This is a genomic window from Rania fehmarnensis, from assembly GCF_056494185.1.
Window position 1 is genome coordinate 4,642,076 of the sequence record NZ_CM151398.1, and the last position, 19,879, is coordinate 4,661,954.

Consider the following 19,879-nt stretch of genomic DNA (forward strand, 5'->3'; position numbering starts at 1 on the left):
CCAGTGAACTTCGAAGCCCATCCGCACGTAATCCGTCTTGCATACGGTGTGCATGTGCATATACTGCGTCTTGTCTTGAGAATCGAGGTTGAGAATGCAGTGGATATTGGAGAGCGGGAGAAAGTTTGTGACTAAGCAACCCTTGACCGCCCAGCAACTCCGTCAGCATCCACTTCCAGTGACCGTCCTCAGTGGTTTCCTGGGGGCGGGCAAGACGACGTTGCTCAACCATGTGTTGAACAATCGGCAAGGGTTGAAGGTGGCCGTAATTGTCAATGACATGAGCGAGATCAACATTGACGCCGACCTTGTGCGCAGTGAGACCACTTTCAGTCGCACTCAAGAGAAGCTGGTAGAAATGACCAACGGCTGTATCTGCTGCACATTGCGAGAGGATCTGGCCGTGGAGATCTGTCGTCTGGTGCAAGAACAACGCTTTGACTATCTGCTCATCGAATCGACAGGCATCTCCGAACCTCAGCCGGTCGCCGAGACCTTTACGTTTGCGATTGCGGACAATCTGTCGCTTGGAGAAGTTGCGCGCTTGGACACACTGGTCACCGTCGTCGACGGTCGAACGTTACTGCAGGAAATGACTTCGATTGACAGGCTGGCTGATCGCCACCAGGCTGCTGGCCCAGAGGACCGACGCACCATCGCTGAGTTGATGCTGCAGCAGATTGAGTTTGCCGATGTGCTGCTGATCAACAAGATGGATCTGATCGACAGCGACGAATTGGAGCAGGTGCAATCGCTGCTTCAGCGCATCAACCCTTATGCACGCTGTATTGCGACCATGCACGGAAAGGTCGATCCGTCCAGCATTCTCAATACCGGCAGGTTCGATTTGGAAAGGGCCGTTCAGTCGCCGGGTTGGCGTGTACACTTGCGCGAGAGTCAGCGTAGCGAAGTCGATGAATACGGGATTGCATCTTTCGTATTCCGTCGGCGGCGACCATTTCATCCTGCAAGATTTTGGGAGGCACTGCACGGCGACTGGCCAGGCCTGCTGCGCGTCAAAGGCTGGTTCTGGCTGGCTACGCGTTTGGATCGCATGGGCCAATGGAGTCAAGCCGGTCCGGTCTGCCGACTTCAAGGCGGGAACTTCTGGTGGGCCGCAATGCCGCCGGATACCTGGCCACAAGCACCCGAGTTCCATGCCCGCCTGGAGAGCATCTGGGACGCCAATGTGGGTGACTGTCGGCAAGAGCTGGTATTCATCGGTGTCGACATGCCCTGCGAACGGTTGCTTGCCCAGTTGGAATCTTGCCTCTTAACTGATCAAGAACTGGCACTTGGTCCACGCGCCTGGCTTGACTTCGATGATCCCTTGCCTGCGTGGCCACAGGTATCGCGGGCACAATCCGCAGAGGACGCCACATCCGCAGCCCCCGAGCTGGCCCTCGAACACGAGGATCGCTTATGATCTCGGCCGTGACCAGAAGCTCATCAGCCAATCCCTTGCGTCTCACCGACGAGCATCGGCAGTTTGCAGAATGCTTGATGCATCAACAATTGTATATGCTCGGCCGGGACATCGTGGCTCGCGGTGGCAACCTGCTACTGAGTTACGGTTGCCAAAAGTTTGCTTCCTCCATCCCCACGATCCCCAGCATCTATATTCACCGTCCGCAGCGAGGTATCGAGATCGGATTGCGTGGGTTTGGAGTATTTGTCGGCGACAAATCGCTTGGCGGAGCCTTTGTTCGCCGCTTCGAATTCAAGCCTAGGTGGATGCCCTGGACCACGATGCCTCGCGACCTCTGGTTACTGCGAGACCTACCTTCAGGCAAAGCGCCACGCTCACTAGTCGATCAAGAGCGCATCGTGCGCCTTATGCGCATCATGTGCGACTGGTTCTATCAATACGAAACCAACATCAAGCAACAACTTGGCCATAGATACCGACTAGGTCAATTGCTGCATTTTCGACGTGTCAACCCGCTAGTGATTCACACAGATTTGCCCCGAGCCTGGCTGCGTCTGCGTAACTGGCTGACACCTTAAAACCATTGAGATGCCTTAAAAACTTTGTATAGGTCCCATAGAGATTCAGGAGTAAATTGATGACCGCTGTGCAACAGCTTTTGCCCGTCACCGTACTATCGGGGTTCTTGGGTGCGGGTAAGACCACGCTCTTGAATCAAATCCTCAGGAATCGCCAAGGCTTGCGGGTGGCAGTCATTGTCAATGATATGAGCGAGGTGAATGTCGATGCGCGGCTGGTAAAGCACGGCGATGCACAGCTCAGTCGCGTTGACGAACAACTCGTCGAGATGAGTAACGGCTGCATTTGCTGTACCCTGCGCGAAGACCTGCTGGTCGAGGTCCGTCGGCTAGCACAAGAGGGACGCTTCGACTATTTGCTCGTCGAATCTACCGGCATCTCTGAACCGCTACCGGTTGCCGAAACGTTTACCTTCGCTGACGAACAGGGGCTAGTGCTCAGCGATATCTCTCGGCTGGATACTTTAGTGACCGTCATCGACGCTTTAAACTTTCAGGACGACTTCGACTCCATCGAGAATCTGGCTGAACGTCGCATCGGACTAGGTGAAGAAGATCAACGCGACGTTGTTCAATTGTTGGTCGATCAGATCGAGTTTGCCAATGTGCTGATCATCAACAAGTGCGACTTGGTGGACGACGACGAAGTGACGCGCATCGAGCACCTGATCCACCACCTCAATCCCACGGCCAAAATTCTCAGGAGTGTGCGCGGCGAAATCGACTTGCATGAAATCGTCAACACCCATCGCTTCAGCGAATCCTGGGCCGCCGAGAATCGCAATTGGCTGGTTGTCAAACGCGGCGAAGAAGTATCCGAGACCGAAGAATACGGATTCAAATCATTCGTCTATGCTGCCCGCCGCCCCTTCCACTCGGCTCGACTGATGGCCGCCATAGAAGAGGGTCTGTTCGAGGAAATTGTGCGTGCCAAAGGCGTCGTGTGGCTGGCGACACGGCATGACCGGGCGGGTGAATGGTCGCAAGCCGGCCGTGTCTTTACGCTCGAACCAGCCGGCATGTGGGCCGCCTCCACCAGTTCAGACGAATGGCCCGAGGACGAAGCCTTTCATGCCGAGATTGAAGAAGTTTGGCAAGAGCCCTTTGGTGACCGACGCATCGAATTGGTTTTAATCGGGCAGGACTTTGATCGCCAAGAGCTAACAGCCCAGCTCAATCAGTGTCTGTTGACCGATGAAGAACTAGCAGCTGGCCCAGCCGTGTGGGATGCATGGGATGACCCCTTCCATTCGTGGGAAGATTAAGCTCTTGCGTATGGGCTGCGGCCGCATACTGTATGCGTCTGCATAGCCGTAGTGGTTTTCTGTGGAGAGACATTTGAATGCGAGTTTCTTTGAGAATTCATCGATTGAGGATTGACTATTCTGGTCGGATGGATGAAGCTTTTAGGTCTGGTCGGACCGCACGCGTCCTTTGTGCGAAGTCCTGAATGTTTTTCACACGCCTCGTATCCTACCTGCTACTTCTGTGCTACGGAGTCCCCGTAGCACTCGGACCGTATTGGCACGTCCACTGCCATCATGCCTGCAACGGCTTGGTGGACGGGGCAGATTCTGTAGCATCAAGCACCGCGTGCAGCTGTGGTCGGACGCACTCAAGCAACCACCGAGAGCGTGCCTCGAGTAAAAAAACGGAAGCCGTTCTCACCAATCAGCCGGACTCCAATCCTGCATGTGATGGTGACTGTGCGATCTGCGCGTTTTACGCGCAAGCACCTCTGAAGCACGTAGTATTGTTGGCTGACCAGGCGATGGCGGTCTGGCCATGCGATCTTCAGCGCGGTGAAAGCTTGCGTCTTCTGGTAACTAGCTTACCGCTGGCTCGCGGGCCACCGCTTCACTAAAAAGCAGGCTGCGATACTCACAACGTCACAGCCATTGGTGAGCAGCATCGTCCGCCTGATTGGTTCCACCAATTTCGAGCAGCGCTCTCTAGCAGGCAGCAGCAGTATTGATCTCCAACATCAGGGGCTCTCACCAGTGTTGTGATGGCCTTTGCATCAGCCACGCCCTCGTTCAAAAAACAAATTACCACAATCTTTGGATATACTTGCCATGCAACCACTCGCAGTATTGAAGCAAATCAGCTCGCAACTCCGTCAAGCACGACGATTGACCAATAGCAGTCGGCGTCAACGGAGTGCTCACGGTATCCGGACTTTGGAGCGGCTGGAGAATCGCCGCTTGATGGTTAGCGATTTGGTCAACTTTCTGACTGCCGAGCACGTTGACATCAACGTAGGTTTTGCAGGTTCGGAGTGGTCAGTTGGTCCACGTAATTCCGATGCAGTTCCGCCCATTCAGTATGCCAACGATGAAGCGCTGATGGTTGTTGGTTCGCCCTCGCAGTTGTCGCGGCCGGCTGGCGCTGCTTACGATTTTATTGGAGTACCGGCCGGCCAGCCCTTCTATTTACTGCCGCAATCGCAAAACCCAGAGGTGCTCTACCTAGGATTCGCTGGCTACGGATTGGACAATTCACTCGACCGATATAATCCATCCTCAGAATCAAAAGGACGAGCCTCTGGGTACACGCGCTGGGGCAAACTGACTCTGGACGATGTTCGGCATTTCGCTCCCGATGGAACGCCCGGCACTGGACAGTTCTCTTTATGGCAAACAGGCTCCTTTGGCGAAGCCAATGTCTTTATGTCATCCTACAACGATGGAGTTGCCAACCCCAATTCAAATGGACTGGATACAACCGATGGTATCTCGAGCGATGATGCCATTTGGAACCTGGTAGGCGGGCACGCGCACTATAACTTCGGCTTCACTGCCCCGGGTCGCTACGAAATAGATGTCATCGCCTCGGCCTTTATTGGTGATGACGGACTGACCACACCCAATACGGCGGGCTCTAATCAAAGCCAGGCCATCACACTGTATTTCTCAGTGATGAGTGTCGGACAATTGCAGATTGAGCAGTCGAGTTATGCGGTTGACGAAAGTGCCGGGACCGTCTCGTTGGATGTGATTCGCGAAGGCGGCAGCGACGGTCGGATCACTGTCGACTTCACCACTGCCAATGGCACAGCTACTTCACCTAGCGACTATACGCTTACCTCCGCCACGCTCGAGTTCTTGGATGGCGAGAAACGCAAGACCATTACGATTCCGATCATCGACGACTTAGTCTCCGAAGGCAACGAGACGTTCACTGTCCAGTTGTCCGCGCCGCAACCGACCAACATTCACGAGTACATCCGTGATGTCGAATGCGTTTCCGATGGTTTGCTGGGTGCGATAACCATTACGACGATTACGATTGTAGAGAATGTCGACACCTTGGAGGCCAGGGATGATGCGTTTGCAATTTCGAACCAAGCAACGCTACATGGATCGGTGACGCTAAATGATCTCTGGGACAACGGCGCTGGGGCGCCTACAACCTCGGTACAGACGACAACCACCAAAGGTAATCTTTCGCTAAAGCCTAATGGATCGTTCACCTATCAACCATCCACTTCGTTCGCTGGCATCGATTCTTTTACTTATCGGCTTACCAATCCTGGTGGCGAATTCAGACTGGCAACGGTTTCAATCATTGGTTCAACGCGGCCAGATTTTGATGCGGTGCTGAAAGCTGGCCATGCCGATATCGGTGTCAACTTCGAAGACGATGCCTGGGATCTACATATCCACCAACACGAGCCGGACACGGAGTACGAACCAGACGAAGCGTTGATTTACGTCGGCCGGGATGCGATGCAGACGCGCAGCGGCGATTCGGCCGATGCAGCTTACGATTTCTTAGGAGCTGCCGTGGGAAGTACGTTGTTCGTTCTCCCTGAAGTTGAGAACCCGAATCTGCTGTTCCTGGGTATCGGAGGTGAGGAACTCGCCGAAGGTCTGCTCGAAGGAGATGTGGCCACGCTGCGCCTGGCATCCGTTTCAGGGCCTGGTGAATTTTCAATTTGGCAAGCTGGCCTGACAGCCACGACTCCCAAGCTAATCATGGCCACCTCCGATGGCATTGATGCATCAGACGCCTTTGATGTCGGGGCAGGCAGCCATGCTCATGCTAACTATGCCTTTACCAAACAAGGCTTCTATGAAGTGACCTTCGTCGCAATGGCCGTCGATGCTGATGGCAATGCGACCGATAGCGGGCACGTGACGTATTACTTCAACGTCAGCGATGGACTTGTGCCGTTCTCGATGCCGAATTTTCTCGATGTCGGTTTGGGAGTACCTGGATTTCAGTCCCAACTGGCTGATTTCAATGGTGATGGCAACCTAGACCTGATCGTTGCCGGTTCCGGAGCCGACGCACTTGGGTATCGCCAAGGGGTTGGCGATGGCACTTTCCTGCCAGAGCAGAGCGTGAATGCAGGAACCGGCTTGAGTGCTCAGGGTATTGTGGCAGTTGACTATGATCTTGACGGCGACATGGACTTTGTCGCTCTGGAATATATTCAGTCTGGGGCAACCACTGTGGCAGGCTCCGGAGCAGTGACACTCTTCCGCAATAGCGGAACCGCCTCATTCACACGGGTCGTACTGAAAAGCGGGCTTTCAGCGGGATATGAAGTGGATTCGGGTGACCTCAACGGAGACGGTCGTCCCGATCTGGTTTACAACCAAGACACGTCCGTAGCCTATGCATTGCAACAGCCCAGCGGAGAACTCGGGGCTGAGATGGTCCTGCCCGCGACATTGAACAGCATATCAGGCATTCAGCTCGGCGACTTGAACAACGATGGCGACTTGGACATTGTCGTGGGCAACCGCGCTAACAATCCTAATGCTTACTTCTCGGTGTTTTCTAACGATGGTAACGCCATCTTTGATGCACCTCAGAATACGACGACAGGCATTTTCCCTGAAGTACACGCGCTTGCCGACCTGAACGATGACGGTCGGTTGGACGTCGTCACTGGCGAATCCGTCGTCGGCAGTCGCGCAGGGTATTATCCTCAGTTGGCCGATGGCACATTCGGTTCTCGTGTGGTCGTTCTGCCGACTAACACGCAACTAAACTCGATCACAGTCGGAGACATCAACGGGGACGGAATCCCAGATATTGTGGCGGGAGCCATCGTGGGTGGCAGATTCTCAGCGGTATGGAGTCCCGGTCTCGGGGCCGGAACGTTCGGGGCATCGATCCTCATTCATCCCAACGAAGGCAACGCATGGAGCATCCACCTCGCAGATCTGGATGCGGATAATCATCCAGACATCCTGACGACAGGGAGCCCAAGCACTACCGTTCCCTCAGCTGTCAAAGTTTATATCAACAAGACCGGCGAAAACCCGATGGTGTTGATCGCGCCGGCGGCACGCACCCGCGTTACTGGTGACCCCATCGATCTGGAAGTCTACTTCGGTTTCCCCATCGCGGTAACCGGTTCGCCTCGGATTGCACTACAAGTCGGTTCCAACACGGTCTACGCGAACTACCTCAGTGGTTCAGGCACGCCAACTCTCAAGTTCCGATACTTGGTGACCAACACCGATGTAGATCTGGATGGTGTTCAGTTGGCAAGTAACATTATTGATCTCAGCGGCGGCACACTGACCGATCCCGTCGGCGGCGAAGCTGTTCTTGAATTCCCGAATGAAACGTTTGATGGTGTGATCGTCAACGGAGCTGGTCCGCTGGTGGCTGGTATCACGCGACTGGATGCCCGGTCAACAGACGCAGCGACAGTTCGTTTCCAGATACAATTTACTGAAGATGTCACGGGCGTCGATGTCAGTGACTTGGACCTGGTAACCAGCGCGGGCGACTTGAGTGGTTTGACGATTGACTCAGTGGCCGGATCGGGCAACCTCTATGAAGTTACCGTATCCACCGGTAATGGCAGCGGTACGCTGGGATTGAATGTGCTTGGCTCAGCGAGCATCCATGATCTCAACGGAGATGTGCTCGGCAAAGGATACACCGGCGGCGAAGTCTACACGGTACGCAAGCAGCTGCTGGGTGAAATTGATGTCTACTACACCGATGGCCATGCGGACTACCGCCCGGTCTACAACAATGGTGAGTTCCAATACCTTCTGCATGCTGATCCCGGCGTTCTTCCAGAAACAACTTACAACAGCGACGAAGTTTATACTTATGCCGACTCGTCCACGTTGGTGACCCGCGCTGCAGGAGCGAACTACGACTTCTTAGGAGTTCCTGCAGGAGATCAACTCTACGTACTGCCGGCAACGAATGTCCCAGGGCAACCTTACTTGGGTCTGAGCGGCGATAGTTTGGTGGCAGGTACTTTTGCTGCCTATCGCCCATCCGATCCTCGTATCACATCGTCCACCCTTCGCGAGTACGTGAAGGTGCAGATGGTTGGCATGCGTAGCAGCAGCGATGGTGATTTCTCGCTCTACTCAGGTACGGCGCCGACTGTGTGGATGGCATCCAGCGATGGAATTTCCGATACCGACAATTTCTGGTTGTATCGCACTCACTTCCATCGCTTCCTGGCGTTTAGCCAGCCAGGCATCTATGAGATCGATGTCGTTATTAGCGGCTACCTCGATAGCAACGCTAATGGAGCCTTGGATCCGATCATCGACACCTACGTCGAGAGCGGCATCAAGACCATGGTCTTCAATGTCGACACGCTGGGGGCCGTTGATGATGCCGTGACGATCTATGGTTCCACTCCGCTCCATGGTAACGTCACGCTAAACGACCAGTGGCACGATGGCTTTGGTGACTATGTACTATCCCTCGACAGCACCACGACCAAAGGCGCGCTGACGCTTGAGCCCAATGGTGCTTATACCTATGTGCCATCAGCAGCCTTCGATGGTACGGACAGCTTCGTCTATCGCCTGACCAACGAGCGCGGTGGTTTTACGACCGGAACGGTGACCATCACTGGAGCGGCTCTGCCTGAGTTTGCAACTGTACTGGCCGAAGGGCATGCCGATATCGGAGTTGCCCTGGGTGCTCATGGCGACGAAGGCGACCACGACGATCCCGAGTGGGATTTGCATGTGCATGACGGCGAGAATGACATTGAGTACCATCCCGACGAAGCGTTGCTGTACGTCGGCATGGATGCCCTCACAACCCGACCGGCCGATGCCGCCTTTGACTTTACCGGAGCCAATGCAGGTGAATCGCTCTTCGTTCTCCCGCCGGTAGAAAGTCCCAATCTGCTGTTCCTGGGATTCGGAACAGAGGAGATTGATGCAGGAACCTTGCTAGGTGGCTCACTGAACTTGAAACTAAAGTCGGTCAGCGGCCCTGGCCACTTCTCGGTTTGGAGTTCGACGTTGAGCGGGCCAGATGCGGCGATGGCCACGTTCGATGGAATCACCGAGGAAGACGTGCTGACCCTGCTGGAAAATGGGCATGCCCACTACAACCTCGGCTTCACCGAGATGGGCGTCTATCAAGTCACCTTCCAAGCGATTGGCACGCTGGCCGATGGCGATGTGATCGAAAGCGATGATGTGACCTACTTCTTCCAAGTAGGCAATAACGTCAAGGCGATCGATGTTCAGAATGGCCAGGTACAACGCTCCTTTGTGCGAAACGTGGATCTCGTCTTCGATCAAGACGATAGCCTCGATGACCTGCTCGCCGCCGGACGCATTCAAGTTACCAAGTACGACTTTAATGGTGCCAACCCCAGCTTGCTACCGGCTTCCGCGTTCTCCGCAGCCATCTCAGGTTCAGGCCTTCGATTGGACTTCGGCGCGCAAGGCATCGGTGGCAACCGAAACACCGATGCAGGTGACGGGTACTACGGCATCGGTATCGATATCGACGGCGATGGGACTGCCGACACCGTCAAGTACTTCTATCGCATGCTGGGCGATGTCAACGGAGACGGGTCTGTCAATGCCCTGGATCGACTCCTGGTCATGCGCGGTAACTCACCTGGCGCTCCATCGGTGGATGCCAACGGTGATGGCGTTGTCAATGCTGTTGACCTGGCCATCGTGAGCAGAGCCATCGGCAAGAGGCTTAAGAATGGCATTTGGGTCGACGATTGATTTCGATCCGCTTATGCTCCCCTCGCGCCCCAATTAACGCCCGGGTTTACTCGTACCTTAACTTACTTTACTAATACTGGATAAATCGAACCGTGATTCGCTACTACTGCTGCTTGATGACTGCTCTTCTACTGGCGCCGGCGCAACTTTCCCAGGCCGCGCTGGTGCTGACAGTGATACCCTCATCCAACACTTACAACATCGGTGATGTCGGGACTGTCAATGTGTTGATCCACAGCGACAACTCGCCAAATGACCAGCTCGACTCGTTCTTGTTCGATCTCAATCTGACCGGTGGCCCGGGCGTTACATTCGTCGCGCCGCAACCGGAAACCTACCTGACGGACGTCAATTATGTCTTTGCCGACCGCAGCGCTAACGTCGCCTTCAGCTTGAACGCCACCAGTCCCTCCAATGCTGGAGCGACGCTAACCGCAGCCGATGTCAGTTACGATTTCACGCCGGCTACGTTAGGACAACCGCTACCCAGAACTATTCCCGATTCAACTGCCCCACTTCTCCTGGGACAGTTCTCTTTCAATGTTGGCGCCGCTGGCAACTACTCGCTCGCGATCGACCCCAGCTCTTCCTTTAGCGACGTAGGCTTTAACACCTTCGCTTACACAGCCAACACCGCCAACTTCACCGTCGCCGCGGTACCCGAACCGAGTAGCCTGGCACTACTGAGCATCGGAGTTGGCGCTGCTTTACTGCGGAAGCGAATTTGTAGAAATGGGCGACTATCGCCAGCGAAATCGAAAGCATGAGGTTATCGAAGCGGCGCATTCAGAGCGACTCCTTGGAGTGCTGCGGCGTAGCCGTAGCTTTGATGTAATAACCCAACGCTACCGCAGCCTGCACGAACTAGGTGACTTCGGACTGGCAGAGCGACTCAGGCTGTGGCATAGGACTCTATTTATTTCAAAGCGGTGCCAGATGGCACCGCACTCCAAGGCCGAGGCTAACGTCTACGGCTTAGTTTTTACGCAGCCGCGCCTTTGGGGACATGAAACCGGCGCAACATGCTGATGACCACCCAGAGCGTGGCGGCTGAAAATAGTCCCAATACGGTGAAGAATATGGTGTTGTTTAGGGGCTCACCCGTTCGATTGGCTGTAAATGTCAAGTGATTGAGAACAGACATCAGCACCGACTCGAACAACGCGATCGAGGTGATCATCGAGCGTATGTAGGCCAGCGTCGGTTCGCGCCGGTCGGCGTGTAGCCAATACTCGCGATGCGGAATGTTGACCAGCGACGCAGGTATCGCACGCAGCGCATAGGCGATGCCCACCAGGAACCACGGCAGCAGAATCTGGATGAAGATCATCATACCAACCGCACTGCCGCGGCTCATCCAATCATTCGGCTGGCCGTCGCCTCCAAAGTGTGTCGCCACGCGCTCAGGCAGATAGCTCAAGTAGATCAAGTTCTGAATCACCGCCCAAACTGACAACAAAACTAGTAGAGCTAGTTGATACATGGTCCTCGAAATCCTTTCTGGCGATCGCCCGCTATTGCAGTATCACGAGGCAGTGAGGTTAATCTTGGCGGCACGTTCGAAAGCCTTGACGGCTTCCGCTACGTCGGAATTCGAAAGCCTTGACGGCTTCCGCTACGGAAGTTTTAGACTTCGTTCTTTTCGAGAGCTAAACCGGCTGGTGTCAGTTCACCTTGAATTGGGGACGTCTGTGGCTGCTCTTCGTACTCGCTTTCGATCAGCTCAAATCCGAAGACGCTTATGAACTTGGCGTACAGCTTGTAGAAGATCGGTATCTGGAACAGAACCACGACCGTCGACATGCTTAGTCCAAACGCGAGACTGGTGGCCATCGGTACTAAGAACTGGGCCTGGAACGAACGCTCCATCAGCATCGGCGCTAGTCCGCCGATCGTGGTGACACTCGTCAAGAAAACGGGGCGCAAACGTCTGCGACCGGCTTGACGCAAGGCTTGCTCCAGCGGGACACCGCTGCGGACGCTGGAATTGATAAAGTCCATTAAGACAATGGAGTCATTGACCACCACGCCCGTAAGAGCCACCAATCCAAAGAAGCTAAACAGCGTCATAGGCAAGCCCATCAAGCTGTGTCCCCAGACCGCTCCGATCACGCCGAAGGGAATGATCGCCAGAATCAAGAGCGGTTGAAGGTACGATCGAAACTCGAGCACCAGTAACACATACATGGCCAGCAGCGCCAGGGCCGAACCAACAAACAGACTGGACATGGATTCGCGCGTTTGCTGTTGTTGGCCTTCCCAACTGACCGACACCGCGGGATAGTCGCTAGCCAGTTTGTCCAAGAACGAAGCTTTAAGGCCGTTAATCACATCGGTCGTATTCGCCTCGGCTGCATCCAAATTAGCCAACACAGTAATCGATCGTTGTTGGTCGAGCCGATTGATTTCGGAGAATCCACGAGCCACGACGATATCGGCTAGTTCGGTGATTGGTCGTTCGATACCATCGTCACCGCGCACACGAATCTCTTTGAAGTCGGCCAATGATCGACGTTCGTCTTTCGGGTAACGGACCATCAATTTGACTTCGTGCCGGCCACGTTGTAGTCGCATGACTTCGGCGCCATAGTAGCTATTGCGAATGGTCTCTGCCAGGTCTGCAGTGGTGACACCAGTCGCGATCGCCCTGTCTTTGATCTTGATTTGAAATTCCAGCTTGCCATCGGATATGTCATCGCGAATATCATAGACGCCACTGAACGTCGCCAAGGTGGTTTTAGCTGTCTCAACCGCTGCATCCAGTTGATCTTGATGCTCGGTGTTGGCCAAGAGCTTGAATTCGATTGGATTGCCACCTGGTCCGGCCGAAGCCGCATCAAATGTCACGCGTTCGGCGCCGGGAAAATCTCCGGCGGCTTGGCGCCACAGATTGATCAACTGCGTACTGGTCACATTGCGCTTGCTGGCGTCATGGAGTTCGACAAAGACTTGGCCCACATGGCTGCCGCTGGATGACTGGGCCGAGCCCAGCGCGCCTTGACCGGATGCCTGTCCGACTTGACGAAACGTCAGCCGAGCTGGTCCTTTGGGTTCGAGCGGGTCAGCGGCAGTCGCTGCCACAGCCTCGGCACCCAGTTTTTCCAGATCGCGCTGGTAGATATCCTCACTTACTTTGCGTATCGCTTCTTCTAAGCGTTTTGTGCTGGCGTCCGTCATGTTCGCCGGCGTACCATCGGGATAGATGATCTGAGCCAGAATCTGATTGCCATCATTTTTCGGGAAGGGATCGAAGGGCACTATACCGCTGCGCACCGCGCCGGCGGTAACGAGCAGTACCATGAGGGCACCACAGATTGCAATCATGGGATAGGAGAGCAGGAAGTTAAACGCTGGTTGGTAAATGTTGTCACCGACCCAGTCCAGTGCTCGACCGGGCAGCTGGCTAAACCTGCGCAAGGAGTGTAACCAGCCGGCCTGATCTGGGCGGTCGGGCTTCAAATGCGCGAGGTGACTTGGAAGAGCAAACGAAGCCTCAACCAGTGAAATGCACAACATGGCAATAATGGCCGCCGGCATGACGGAAATGAATTTGCCCATTACCCCAGTGACAAACAACATCGGCAAAAAGGCGATCACGGTGGTGGCCACCGACGAGAATACCGAGGGCAATACTTCGACCGCGCCATCGACGGCTGCCCTGAAGGGGGTCTTGCCCATATGTCGATGCGCATAAATGTTTTCGCCAATGACGATCGCATCATCGACCACGATTCCGAGAGCCATCAGAAACGCAAACATGCTCAGCATGTTTAGTGTTTGTCCCGTCAGCAGCAGAATGATCCCCGCACCCAGCACGCTAATCGGGATCCCCAGTGCCACCCAGAATGCCAGGCGGAAATCGAGAAACATCGATAACAACAAAAACACCAGCAACAATCCTTGAATGCCGTTATCTCGCAACAGTCGCATGCGATCGCGGACATCGGTACTGGTATCAAACCAGGTGCGCAGCACATAACCGGCGGGCATTTTCATGCCATCAGGATTCTTCGGATCCGCAAACTTGTTGACTGCATCGGCGATGCTTAGCAGATCCTCTTCGCTGGTGCGATCGACGCTAATGACCATCGACGGTCGACCGTTGACTTCGTTGACGGTTGTCTGATCATCAAACTCATCGCGCACACTGGCAATTTCGCCAACTGACAATACGACCCCATTGGGTTGCTTGATCAGAGGCAATTGCTTGATGTCCTCGCCAATCTCACGGCGATTCTTGCCGCGCAGCAGGATCTCTTGACCGTCGGCTTTCAGTTGTCCGCCAGGCAATTCGATATTCTCTCGGCGCAGCAGTTGGGCCACTTGCGACAGCGTCAATCCGTATTTGCGTAGCGTATCTTCGGACAGCTCGACATCGATCTGGTAGGGCTTTGCGCCCAGAATGTTGGCTTGGGTGACTTCGGGAAGTTCGAGCAAAGAATCGCGCACCTTCTCGGCCACATCGCGCAAGCGCATTTCAGCGTCCGGGTCATCGGTTGCCTCGGGCCCAATCACAGCCAGTCGGATCGCGGGCTGACGAAACGTCAGCTGCTCGACTTGCGCACTTTCGGCCAGCTCCGGAAAGTTGGTGATGCGTTCCACGCGCGAACGGCATTCGTTGACAACTTTTTGAGCGTCCGGGACATCGGCATCTAGTTCAACAATGACGTAGCCACCACCTTCGCGAGCAATACTGCGCAGGCGTTTGATGCCGGCCAACGAGCGTACCGCTTCTTCAACCGGTTGACAGACGCCTTTTTCAGCATCCGCCGGTGAGGCACCGGGATACGGAATGTTGATTAGCACATATTCCAGTTCGAATTCAGGAAACACTTCCCGTCGCATCATCGCAAAACAAGCGATGCCAGTAACCATGACGGCCACTACGATAACGTTGATGCCGGGGCTATTGCGTACGCACCACTGGATCCAACCTCTCATGGCGTTTGCTCCTTGCGAACTCGCAATCCGTCCGTACCATTGCCTACGATGCTTGACAGCGGCGACACGATAACTTTGTCACCCGCCTGCAACGCTCCATTGTTAACTTCGCAAATCCAGTAGCTGGTGGGCGCCGCTGGGCTCGATTGCGACGGGTCGGCGGTGATGGGTTGGTCGACCGTTAGAGGATGCAGCACGTTGATCTTTGACAAGATCTTCAAATAACCTACTTCCCATTCTTCAGGCTTTAGCGGAGCCTTGGCCAGCGGTCCAGCACCGCTGGGTCCACTGCTCTCGACCGGCGCATCACTAGCCGCAACTTTATCGCTGTTCGGCTGAATCGGCGGCAGGGCCGCTGAATCAGGATCGAACTTCCAGATGATATTGCCTGGTTTGACGGCCAGCTTGGGCACTAGCAAGAGCACTCTCGAAGGTTTGGCGGCGATAACTACATCGACAAACATTCCGCGAACCAGCGCGGGCAATCCGCTGCCACGCGACAGATCGATCGGCTGACCGTTGACGGTGTATTCGGTGGGTTTGTCCACGACCACGCGACACGGCACTGTTCGACTTTGCGGGTCCATGCCGCTGCCATCATAGCGATCCAAGTGCCCCTGCCAGCGATAGACGAGATCTTCGCGGCCGCTGACTTTGTATTCGATGGTGACCGGAGTGCGTGGCAGCGCATAGGCCAGACCTACATCGGGTGGCGCAACTTGACCGGTACTTGGATTGGGTTGTTGATCGAGTACCCACATCAATTGATCGACCCGCAAGTTACACTGGACTTCGACTGAGCCCAAGTCTTCCAGCACGGCCAATGTATCGCCCTTGCGAATATACGAATCGGCTTGGGCATTTTCACTTGCGAGAATTCCGTCGACGGGTGCGGTGATCTCGCAACGAGACAAGTTCAAACGCGCTTGCTCGAGTTGGTTGCTGGCTAGTTTGGTAGCCAGGTCCATGCGCGTGCGGCGCGTATCGAACATTTGCAGTTGGTTAGAGAGCGTGGTCTCGGCATTGACAGCTACAAGTCGAGCACGTTTGACATCATCAACTTCAGCGCGACTGGCCACTCCATCGCGGAGCGATTGCAATCGAGCTAGATTTGCGTCGTACAAGTCCAGTTCTTCTTTGTTGACTTTGATCATGCGCCGCGTGTTAGCGACTTCTTGCTCCAATTCCTTGATGGTGGCCCGTTCTTGATCAAGCATGCGTTCCAGACGTTCGACAGTCAGTTCGTAGTCACGTGGATCGATGCGATACAGCGCCTGGCCTTTGCGAACGAAGTTGCCCGCGCGGGCTTCCGCGGCTTTGAACAGGACCTTGCCATCCACTTCAGAAGCGATGTTGATTTGTCGAAAGGGCACCACAGTGCCGGAGACTGTGATGTCGAGCGTACTGGAATAGTCGCCCAGCAGTTTCACCGTCGCCACATTGGCTTCTGGCAAGAGAGCCAGTCGCGACGCTTCGTCCGAGCCGGGTGCAGCGACCTTTTTTGGTTCCGCTTTTCCCAGAGCCACAAACGACCAAATTCCAGTTGCCAACAAACCCACTGGAACGATCAGCCCAAAAAACAGCTTTTGCATGAACACTTACTTTTCCCCAATGGCCCCCGTAGCCGCGTATGGCGCACGAAAATCTCCATAGCTACGAATTTACCCCATCTTAATCGCCAGCGGCCGATGGTGTGCAGACCGGTTAGCCTTCTGATGGGCGGCAAGTTCGAAAAACCCTAGATAATTCACCCCTGCGACCGAATGGTCACCTGCCAATTGGCGTATTGGCAACCGCATGCGACCCGCTATGAGCGCCGCTAGGTTTCTCCCTTGGCCTACCAATCTTCGGTGCGTCAAGGTTTGCGCAAGCCACAAAAGCCTTATGTGCGTCATATAAGCCACTGTGAGCCAAGAGGATTCAGTCTTTCCCGCGTTCGACTGCAGCCGATAGACAGGAACCCGCTAAGGGAATGGCGCGGATCGCACACCAGGGAATTGGTCGCATGAAATACTCGGCTATTTTGATTTCTGTCGGGCTATTGGCCAGCACTGTTCACCAGCAAACCACTTCAGCCCAATCCGTAGTACCGCACGGCCCCTCCCAGTTTGCCCCTGCAGATTATCCTGCCACAAATCGTGTTGACGGCAGCGAGCTTAGGAACAACCTCGCGGGTCCCGATCAGGGAATAGCACAGCTTTCTGCTGAACCGATTTCGGGAATGTTGACCTCTAGCAGCACTCTGGTGCTTGAGGACAAGAGCGATAAGGCCTCCGAGTTCCAGTCAAAGACCGAGGACCGCTTGAAGGACTTAGAAGACGAACTTAAGAAGATGCGCGATGCTGAGTCGAAGAAGAAAAAAGAAGACGCCAGCAAGCCGTCGGTCAAGCCAAGAGTGCGACTGCACACGGACGCCAACTGGTTCGACCAGTCTGATAAGAATCGGCAAAGTGTAGGCGACATCCAAGATGGTACTTTCATGCGTCGAGCCAGGTTGGGCTTTGATGCCAAAGCATTTGAGATCACCGAATACCGCCTGGACTACGAAATGGCCTCTGGCGGCGGGCGGCCTAGCATCTTTGATGCCTACGGCAAGCTAACCGAAATACCGCTAATCGGCTTCGTGCAAGTCGGGCACTTCCGTGAACCGTTTTCGCTAGAAGCTCAAACCAGCTCGAACTGGTACACCTTTCTTGAAAGAGCAATGAACAATACATTTGATCCCAGTCGTAACTGGGGCATCATGTCTGGCAATCACAATGAGAGCGAAACCTTCACCTGGGCCATCGGTGCTTTTCGTGAAGGCAGCGATAACTTCGCTGATGACATCGGTGACTCGGGGGAACGAGCCGTAACCACGCGCTCCACTTGGCTCCCGTACTTCGATGAGAGCACCAATGGTCGCTACTTCTGGGAATTGGGCAGTTCGTTCAGCTACCGAGACCCTGACAATCGATTTGCTGCCGGCCCCGGCAGTGCAGAGACCTCCATAGTGCGCTATACCGGCAGACCCAACGACAACTTAAACGAAGATGGTGTGGGCTCTGTGCCCGCCTTTATCGATTCTGGCAACATAGGTGATGCGTCAAGCGTGCGACTCTACGGTGTCGAAACTTCAATGAATATCGGCTCGATCAACCTGCAAGGCGAGTACATTGGTTCTTCGGTAAACCGCTTGTCGCAAGATGTCTACTATCATGGCACCTATGCACAGGCCAGTTGGTTTGTGACCGGTGAGAGTCGTCGTTGGAATCGAAAAATTGGCACGTTTGATCGCGCCGAAGTGAACCGTCCGTTCTCCTTCAAGAAGTGTCAATACGGAGCGCTGGAATTGGCCCTGCGCTGGAACTATCTAGACCTGAGTGACCCAGCCCTGGACGCTGGTTACTTGGATGCTACCACCTTCGGTGTCAACTGGTATTTGAATCCATATGTGCGAACGATGTTCAACTACGAATACGTCGACCTGCATGACCCAGTTGATGGACGTTCTGATGCCAATATCTTTCACACTCGCCTAGACGTTCATTTCTAACTCCAGGCTTCGAAGAGTTCGACAAACGATTCGACGAGAATCCGGTAGCGTGCCTAAGGCTTGGGCGAAAAGTATCGGCCAGAATTTTCTGAAATTCGTCCGTTTGCATGCAACCAAGTTGGGTCTTCAGCGACCTACTTGTATAGAACGCAAATTGCATGGGACTGAAATGGGCAGAAATCAGCGACAAGTCTTGGTTGAATTACTTGTGATTCAAGCACAAGCCGGCGATCCGCATGCCATAGGCAGCCTAGCGGCGATTCTTCAAAAAGAACTGGTGGCCTTTGCATTTCGGTTCGTTTTGGATTGGCACGCTGCGGCGGACGTTGTCCAGGATGCCTGGCTGAGCGTCATACGCGGCATCGGACGACTGGAGGATCCTGCAACCTTCCGCGCATGGGCATTCCGAATCGTCCACAACAAGTCAATGGATCGCTTGCGAACGATCGTCCGAGATCGCCGTGAACTTGAGTGCTTCCGGCAAACCATAGTAGCTGTTGACACTACTGACGATCCTGAACAGCACGAAGAATTAGAAACGCTACGTAACTTGATTGTCACGTTACCACAAGCAGACCAGATTGCCTTGAGCCTGTATTACGAACACAACCTTTCGATCCGCGAGATATCATCCATCACAGGTACATCCGAGATGGCCACAAAATCAAAGCTTTATCACGTTCGACAAAAGCTCAAACAAAAACTTTCCAGCATGAAAGAGATGAATGATGACAGATCAACACGAGATCGACGCGAAAATCCAGGCGGCTCTGAAGATCGAAGCACCTGAACTTGACGTTTTAAACTTCCACGAACAATCATTGTTCGCGCAAGCGATGCAGATCTTTCGTGGTCGAAATCGAGTGTTCAACTCGATTATGGTCATATGCAGCCTGGCGTGCGTCGGGTTCTGTGGTTTCGCCGCGTACCAATTCTATTGGTCGGTCGATACCAAAGAATTGATCGCCTGGTCGGTCGCCTTCGTGGTTGGAGTACTGGCCGTGTCCATCATGAAGATCTGGGCGTGGCTGGAGATGGAGAAGTACACCACCATCCGCGAAATCAAGCGATTGGAATTACAAGTGGCTACACTGCGTGCGCAATTGACGGAAAGTCGAGTGTAAGTTGACTGTGTTTCCGGCTTCGTCCAAAACCAACCAATAGACTAACGTTACAGGCAAACGACATTGTAGAGCAGCTGTCCTCAGCTGCTCAGAACCCTCTAACCAATGTTTCTTCCGACCATTAGACTAGCATTACATGTGAACGACTTTGTAGAGCAGCTGTCCTCAGCTGCTCAGAACCCTCTGACCAATATTTCTTCCGACCAATAGACTAGCGTTACAGATGAACGACTTCGTAGAGCAGCTGTCCTCAGCTGCTCAGAACCCTCTAACCAATGTTTCTTCCGACCAATAGA

General features: G+C 54.3%; 11 protein-coding genes. 8 read left to right on the top strand and 3 right to left on the bottom strand.

The features are described 5' to 3' along the window. Window positions 1–127 precede the first annotated feature (127 nt). The 5 genes from SH573x_RS15905 to SH573x_RS15925 all read left to right on the top strand — a co-directional run bounded on the left by SH573x_RS15905 (window position 128) and on the right by SH573x_RS15925 (window position 10,750). A complete protein-coding gene (locus SH573x_RS15905) occupies window positions 128–1,426 on the top strand; it encodes a GTP-binding protein (protein ID WP_479356612.1) in 1,299 nt (432 codons plus the stop codon). Between the two features lie 77 nt (window positions 1,427–1,503). Further along, entirely contained in the window at window positions 1,504–2,007 is a 504-nt protein-coding gene (locus tag SH573x_RS15910; RefSeq protein ID WP_479356614.1) for a hypothetical protein, read from the top strand. A 59-nt stretch (window positions 2,008–2,066) separates the two neighbouring features. After that, window positions 2,067–3,272: a GTP-binding protein gene (locus SH573x_RS15915; RefSeq protein WP_479356616.1), complete on the top strand. Its 1,206-nt coding sequence runs from the start codon at window positions 2,067–2,069 to the stop codon at window positions 3,270–3,272. Between the two features lie 810 nt (window positions 3,273–4,082). Further along, window positions 4,083–9,983 (top strand): choice-of-anchor M domain-containing protein, encoded by a 5,901-nt coding sequence (locus SH573x_RS15920; protein WP_479356618.1) that lies wholly within the window; start codon window positions 4,083–4,085, stop codon window positions 9,981–9,983. A 92-nt stretch (window positions 9,984–10,075) separates the two neighbouring features. Then, window positions 10,076–10,750 (top strand): PEP-CTERM sorting domain-containing protein, encoded by a 675-nt coding sequence (locus tag SH573x_RS15925; protein WP_479356620.1) that lies wholly within the window; start codon window positions 10,076–10,078, stop codon window positions 10,748–10,750. Between the two features lie 215 nt (window positions 10,751–10,965). Here the strand turns inward: SH573x_RS15925 and SH573x_RS15930 are convergent, their stop codons facing one another. The 3 genes from SH573x_RS15930 to SH573x_RS15940 form a co-directional block, all read right to left on the bottom strand. After that, window positions 10,966–11,466, bottom strand: coding sequence for a DUF1648 domain-containing protein (locus tag SH573x_RS15930; protein WP_479356621.1), 501 nt, complete (start codon window positions 11,464–11,466; stop codon window positions 10,966–10,968). Between the two features lie 143 nt (window positions 11,467–11,609). Then, window positions 11,610–14,924, bottom strand: a complete 3,315-nt coding sequence (locus SH573x_RS15935) for an efflux RND transporter permease subunit (RefSeq protein ID WP_479356623.1) — start codon at window positions 14,922–14,924, stop codon at window positions 11,610–11,612. Beyond that, window positions 14,921–16,516, bottom strand: a complete 1,596-nt coding sequence (locus SH573x_RS15940; RefSeq protein WP_479356625.1) for an efflux RND transporter periplasmic adaptor subunit — start codon at window positions 16,514–16,516, stop codon at window positions 14,921–14,923. Before SH573x_RS15940 ends, SH573x_RS15935 begins: the two co-directional genes overlap by 4 nt. Window positions 16,517–16,929: 413 nt before the next feature. Here SH573x_RS15940 and SH573x_RS15945 point away from each other — a divergent pair, with 413 nt between their 5' ends. From SH573x_RS15945 to SH573x_RS15955, 3 genes are all read left to right on the top strand, one after another. Continuing rightward, complete coding sequence (locus tag SH573x_RS15945; RefSeq protein WP_479356627.1) at window positions 16,930–18,459, top strand: OprO/OprP family phosphate-selective porin; 1,530 nt, start codon at window positions 16,930–16,932, stop codon at window positions 18,457–18,459. A gap of 169 nt (window positions 18,460–18,628) precedes the next feature. Next, entirely contained in the window at window positions 18,629–19,249 is a 621-nt protein-coding gene (locus tag SH573x_RS15950; protein WP_479356628.1) for an RNA polymerase sigma factor, read from the top strand. Beyond that, window positions 19,185–19,583 carry a DUF6768 family protein gene (locus SH573x_RS15955; protein WP_479356630.1) on the top strand — a complete coding sequence of 133 codons (399 nt, stop codon included), beginning with the start codon at window positions 19,185–19,187 and terminating at the stop codon, window positions 19,581–19,583. Before SH573x_RS15950 ends, SH573x_RS15955 begins: the two co-directional genes overlap by 65 nt. Window positions 19,584–19,879 lie beyond the last annotated feature (296 nt).

What these genes read in the sequence shown, in the direction of transcription:
- SH573x_RS15910 (WP_479356614.1), top strand. Translation starts at nt 1,504, where the DNA reads ATGCATCAACAATTGTATATGCTCGGCCGGGACATCGTGGCTCGCGGT.
- SH573x_RS15915 (WP_479356616.1), top strand. Translation starts at nt 2,067, where the DNA reads ATGACCGCTGTGCAACAGCTTTTGCCCGTCACCGTACTATCGGGGTTC.
- SH573x_RS15920 (WP_479356618.1), top strand. Translation starts at nt 4,083, where the DNA reads ATGCAACCACTCGCAGTATTGAAGCAAATCAGCTCGCAACTCCGTCAA.
- SH573x_RS15930 (WP_479356621.1), bottom strand. Translation starts at nt 11,466, where the DNA reads ATGTATCAACTAGCTCTACTAGTTTTGTTGTCAGTTTGGGCGGTGATT.
- SH573x_RS15935 (WP_479356623.1), bottom strand. Translation starts at nt 14,924, where the DNA reads ATGAGAGGTTGGATCCAGTGGTGCGTACGCAATAGCCCCGGCATCAAC.
- SH573x_RS15940 (WP_479356625.1), bottom strand. Translation starts at nt 16,516, where the DNA reads ATGCAAAAGCTGTTTTTTGGGCTGATCGTTCCAGTGGGTTTGTTGGCA.
- SH573x_RS15945 (WP_479356627.1), top strand. Translation starts at nt 16,930, where the DNA reads ATGAAATACTCGGCTATTTTGATTTCTGTCGGGCTATTGGCCAGCACT.
- SH573x_RS15950 (WP_479356628.1), top strand. Translation starts at nt 18,629, where the DNA reads ATGGGCAGAAATCAGCGACAAGTCTTGGTTGAATTACTTGTGATTCAA.
- SH573x_RS15955 (WP_479356630.1), top strand. Translation starts at nt 19,185, where the DNA reads ATGATGACAGATCAACACGAGATCGACGCGAAAATCCAGGCGGCTCTG.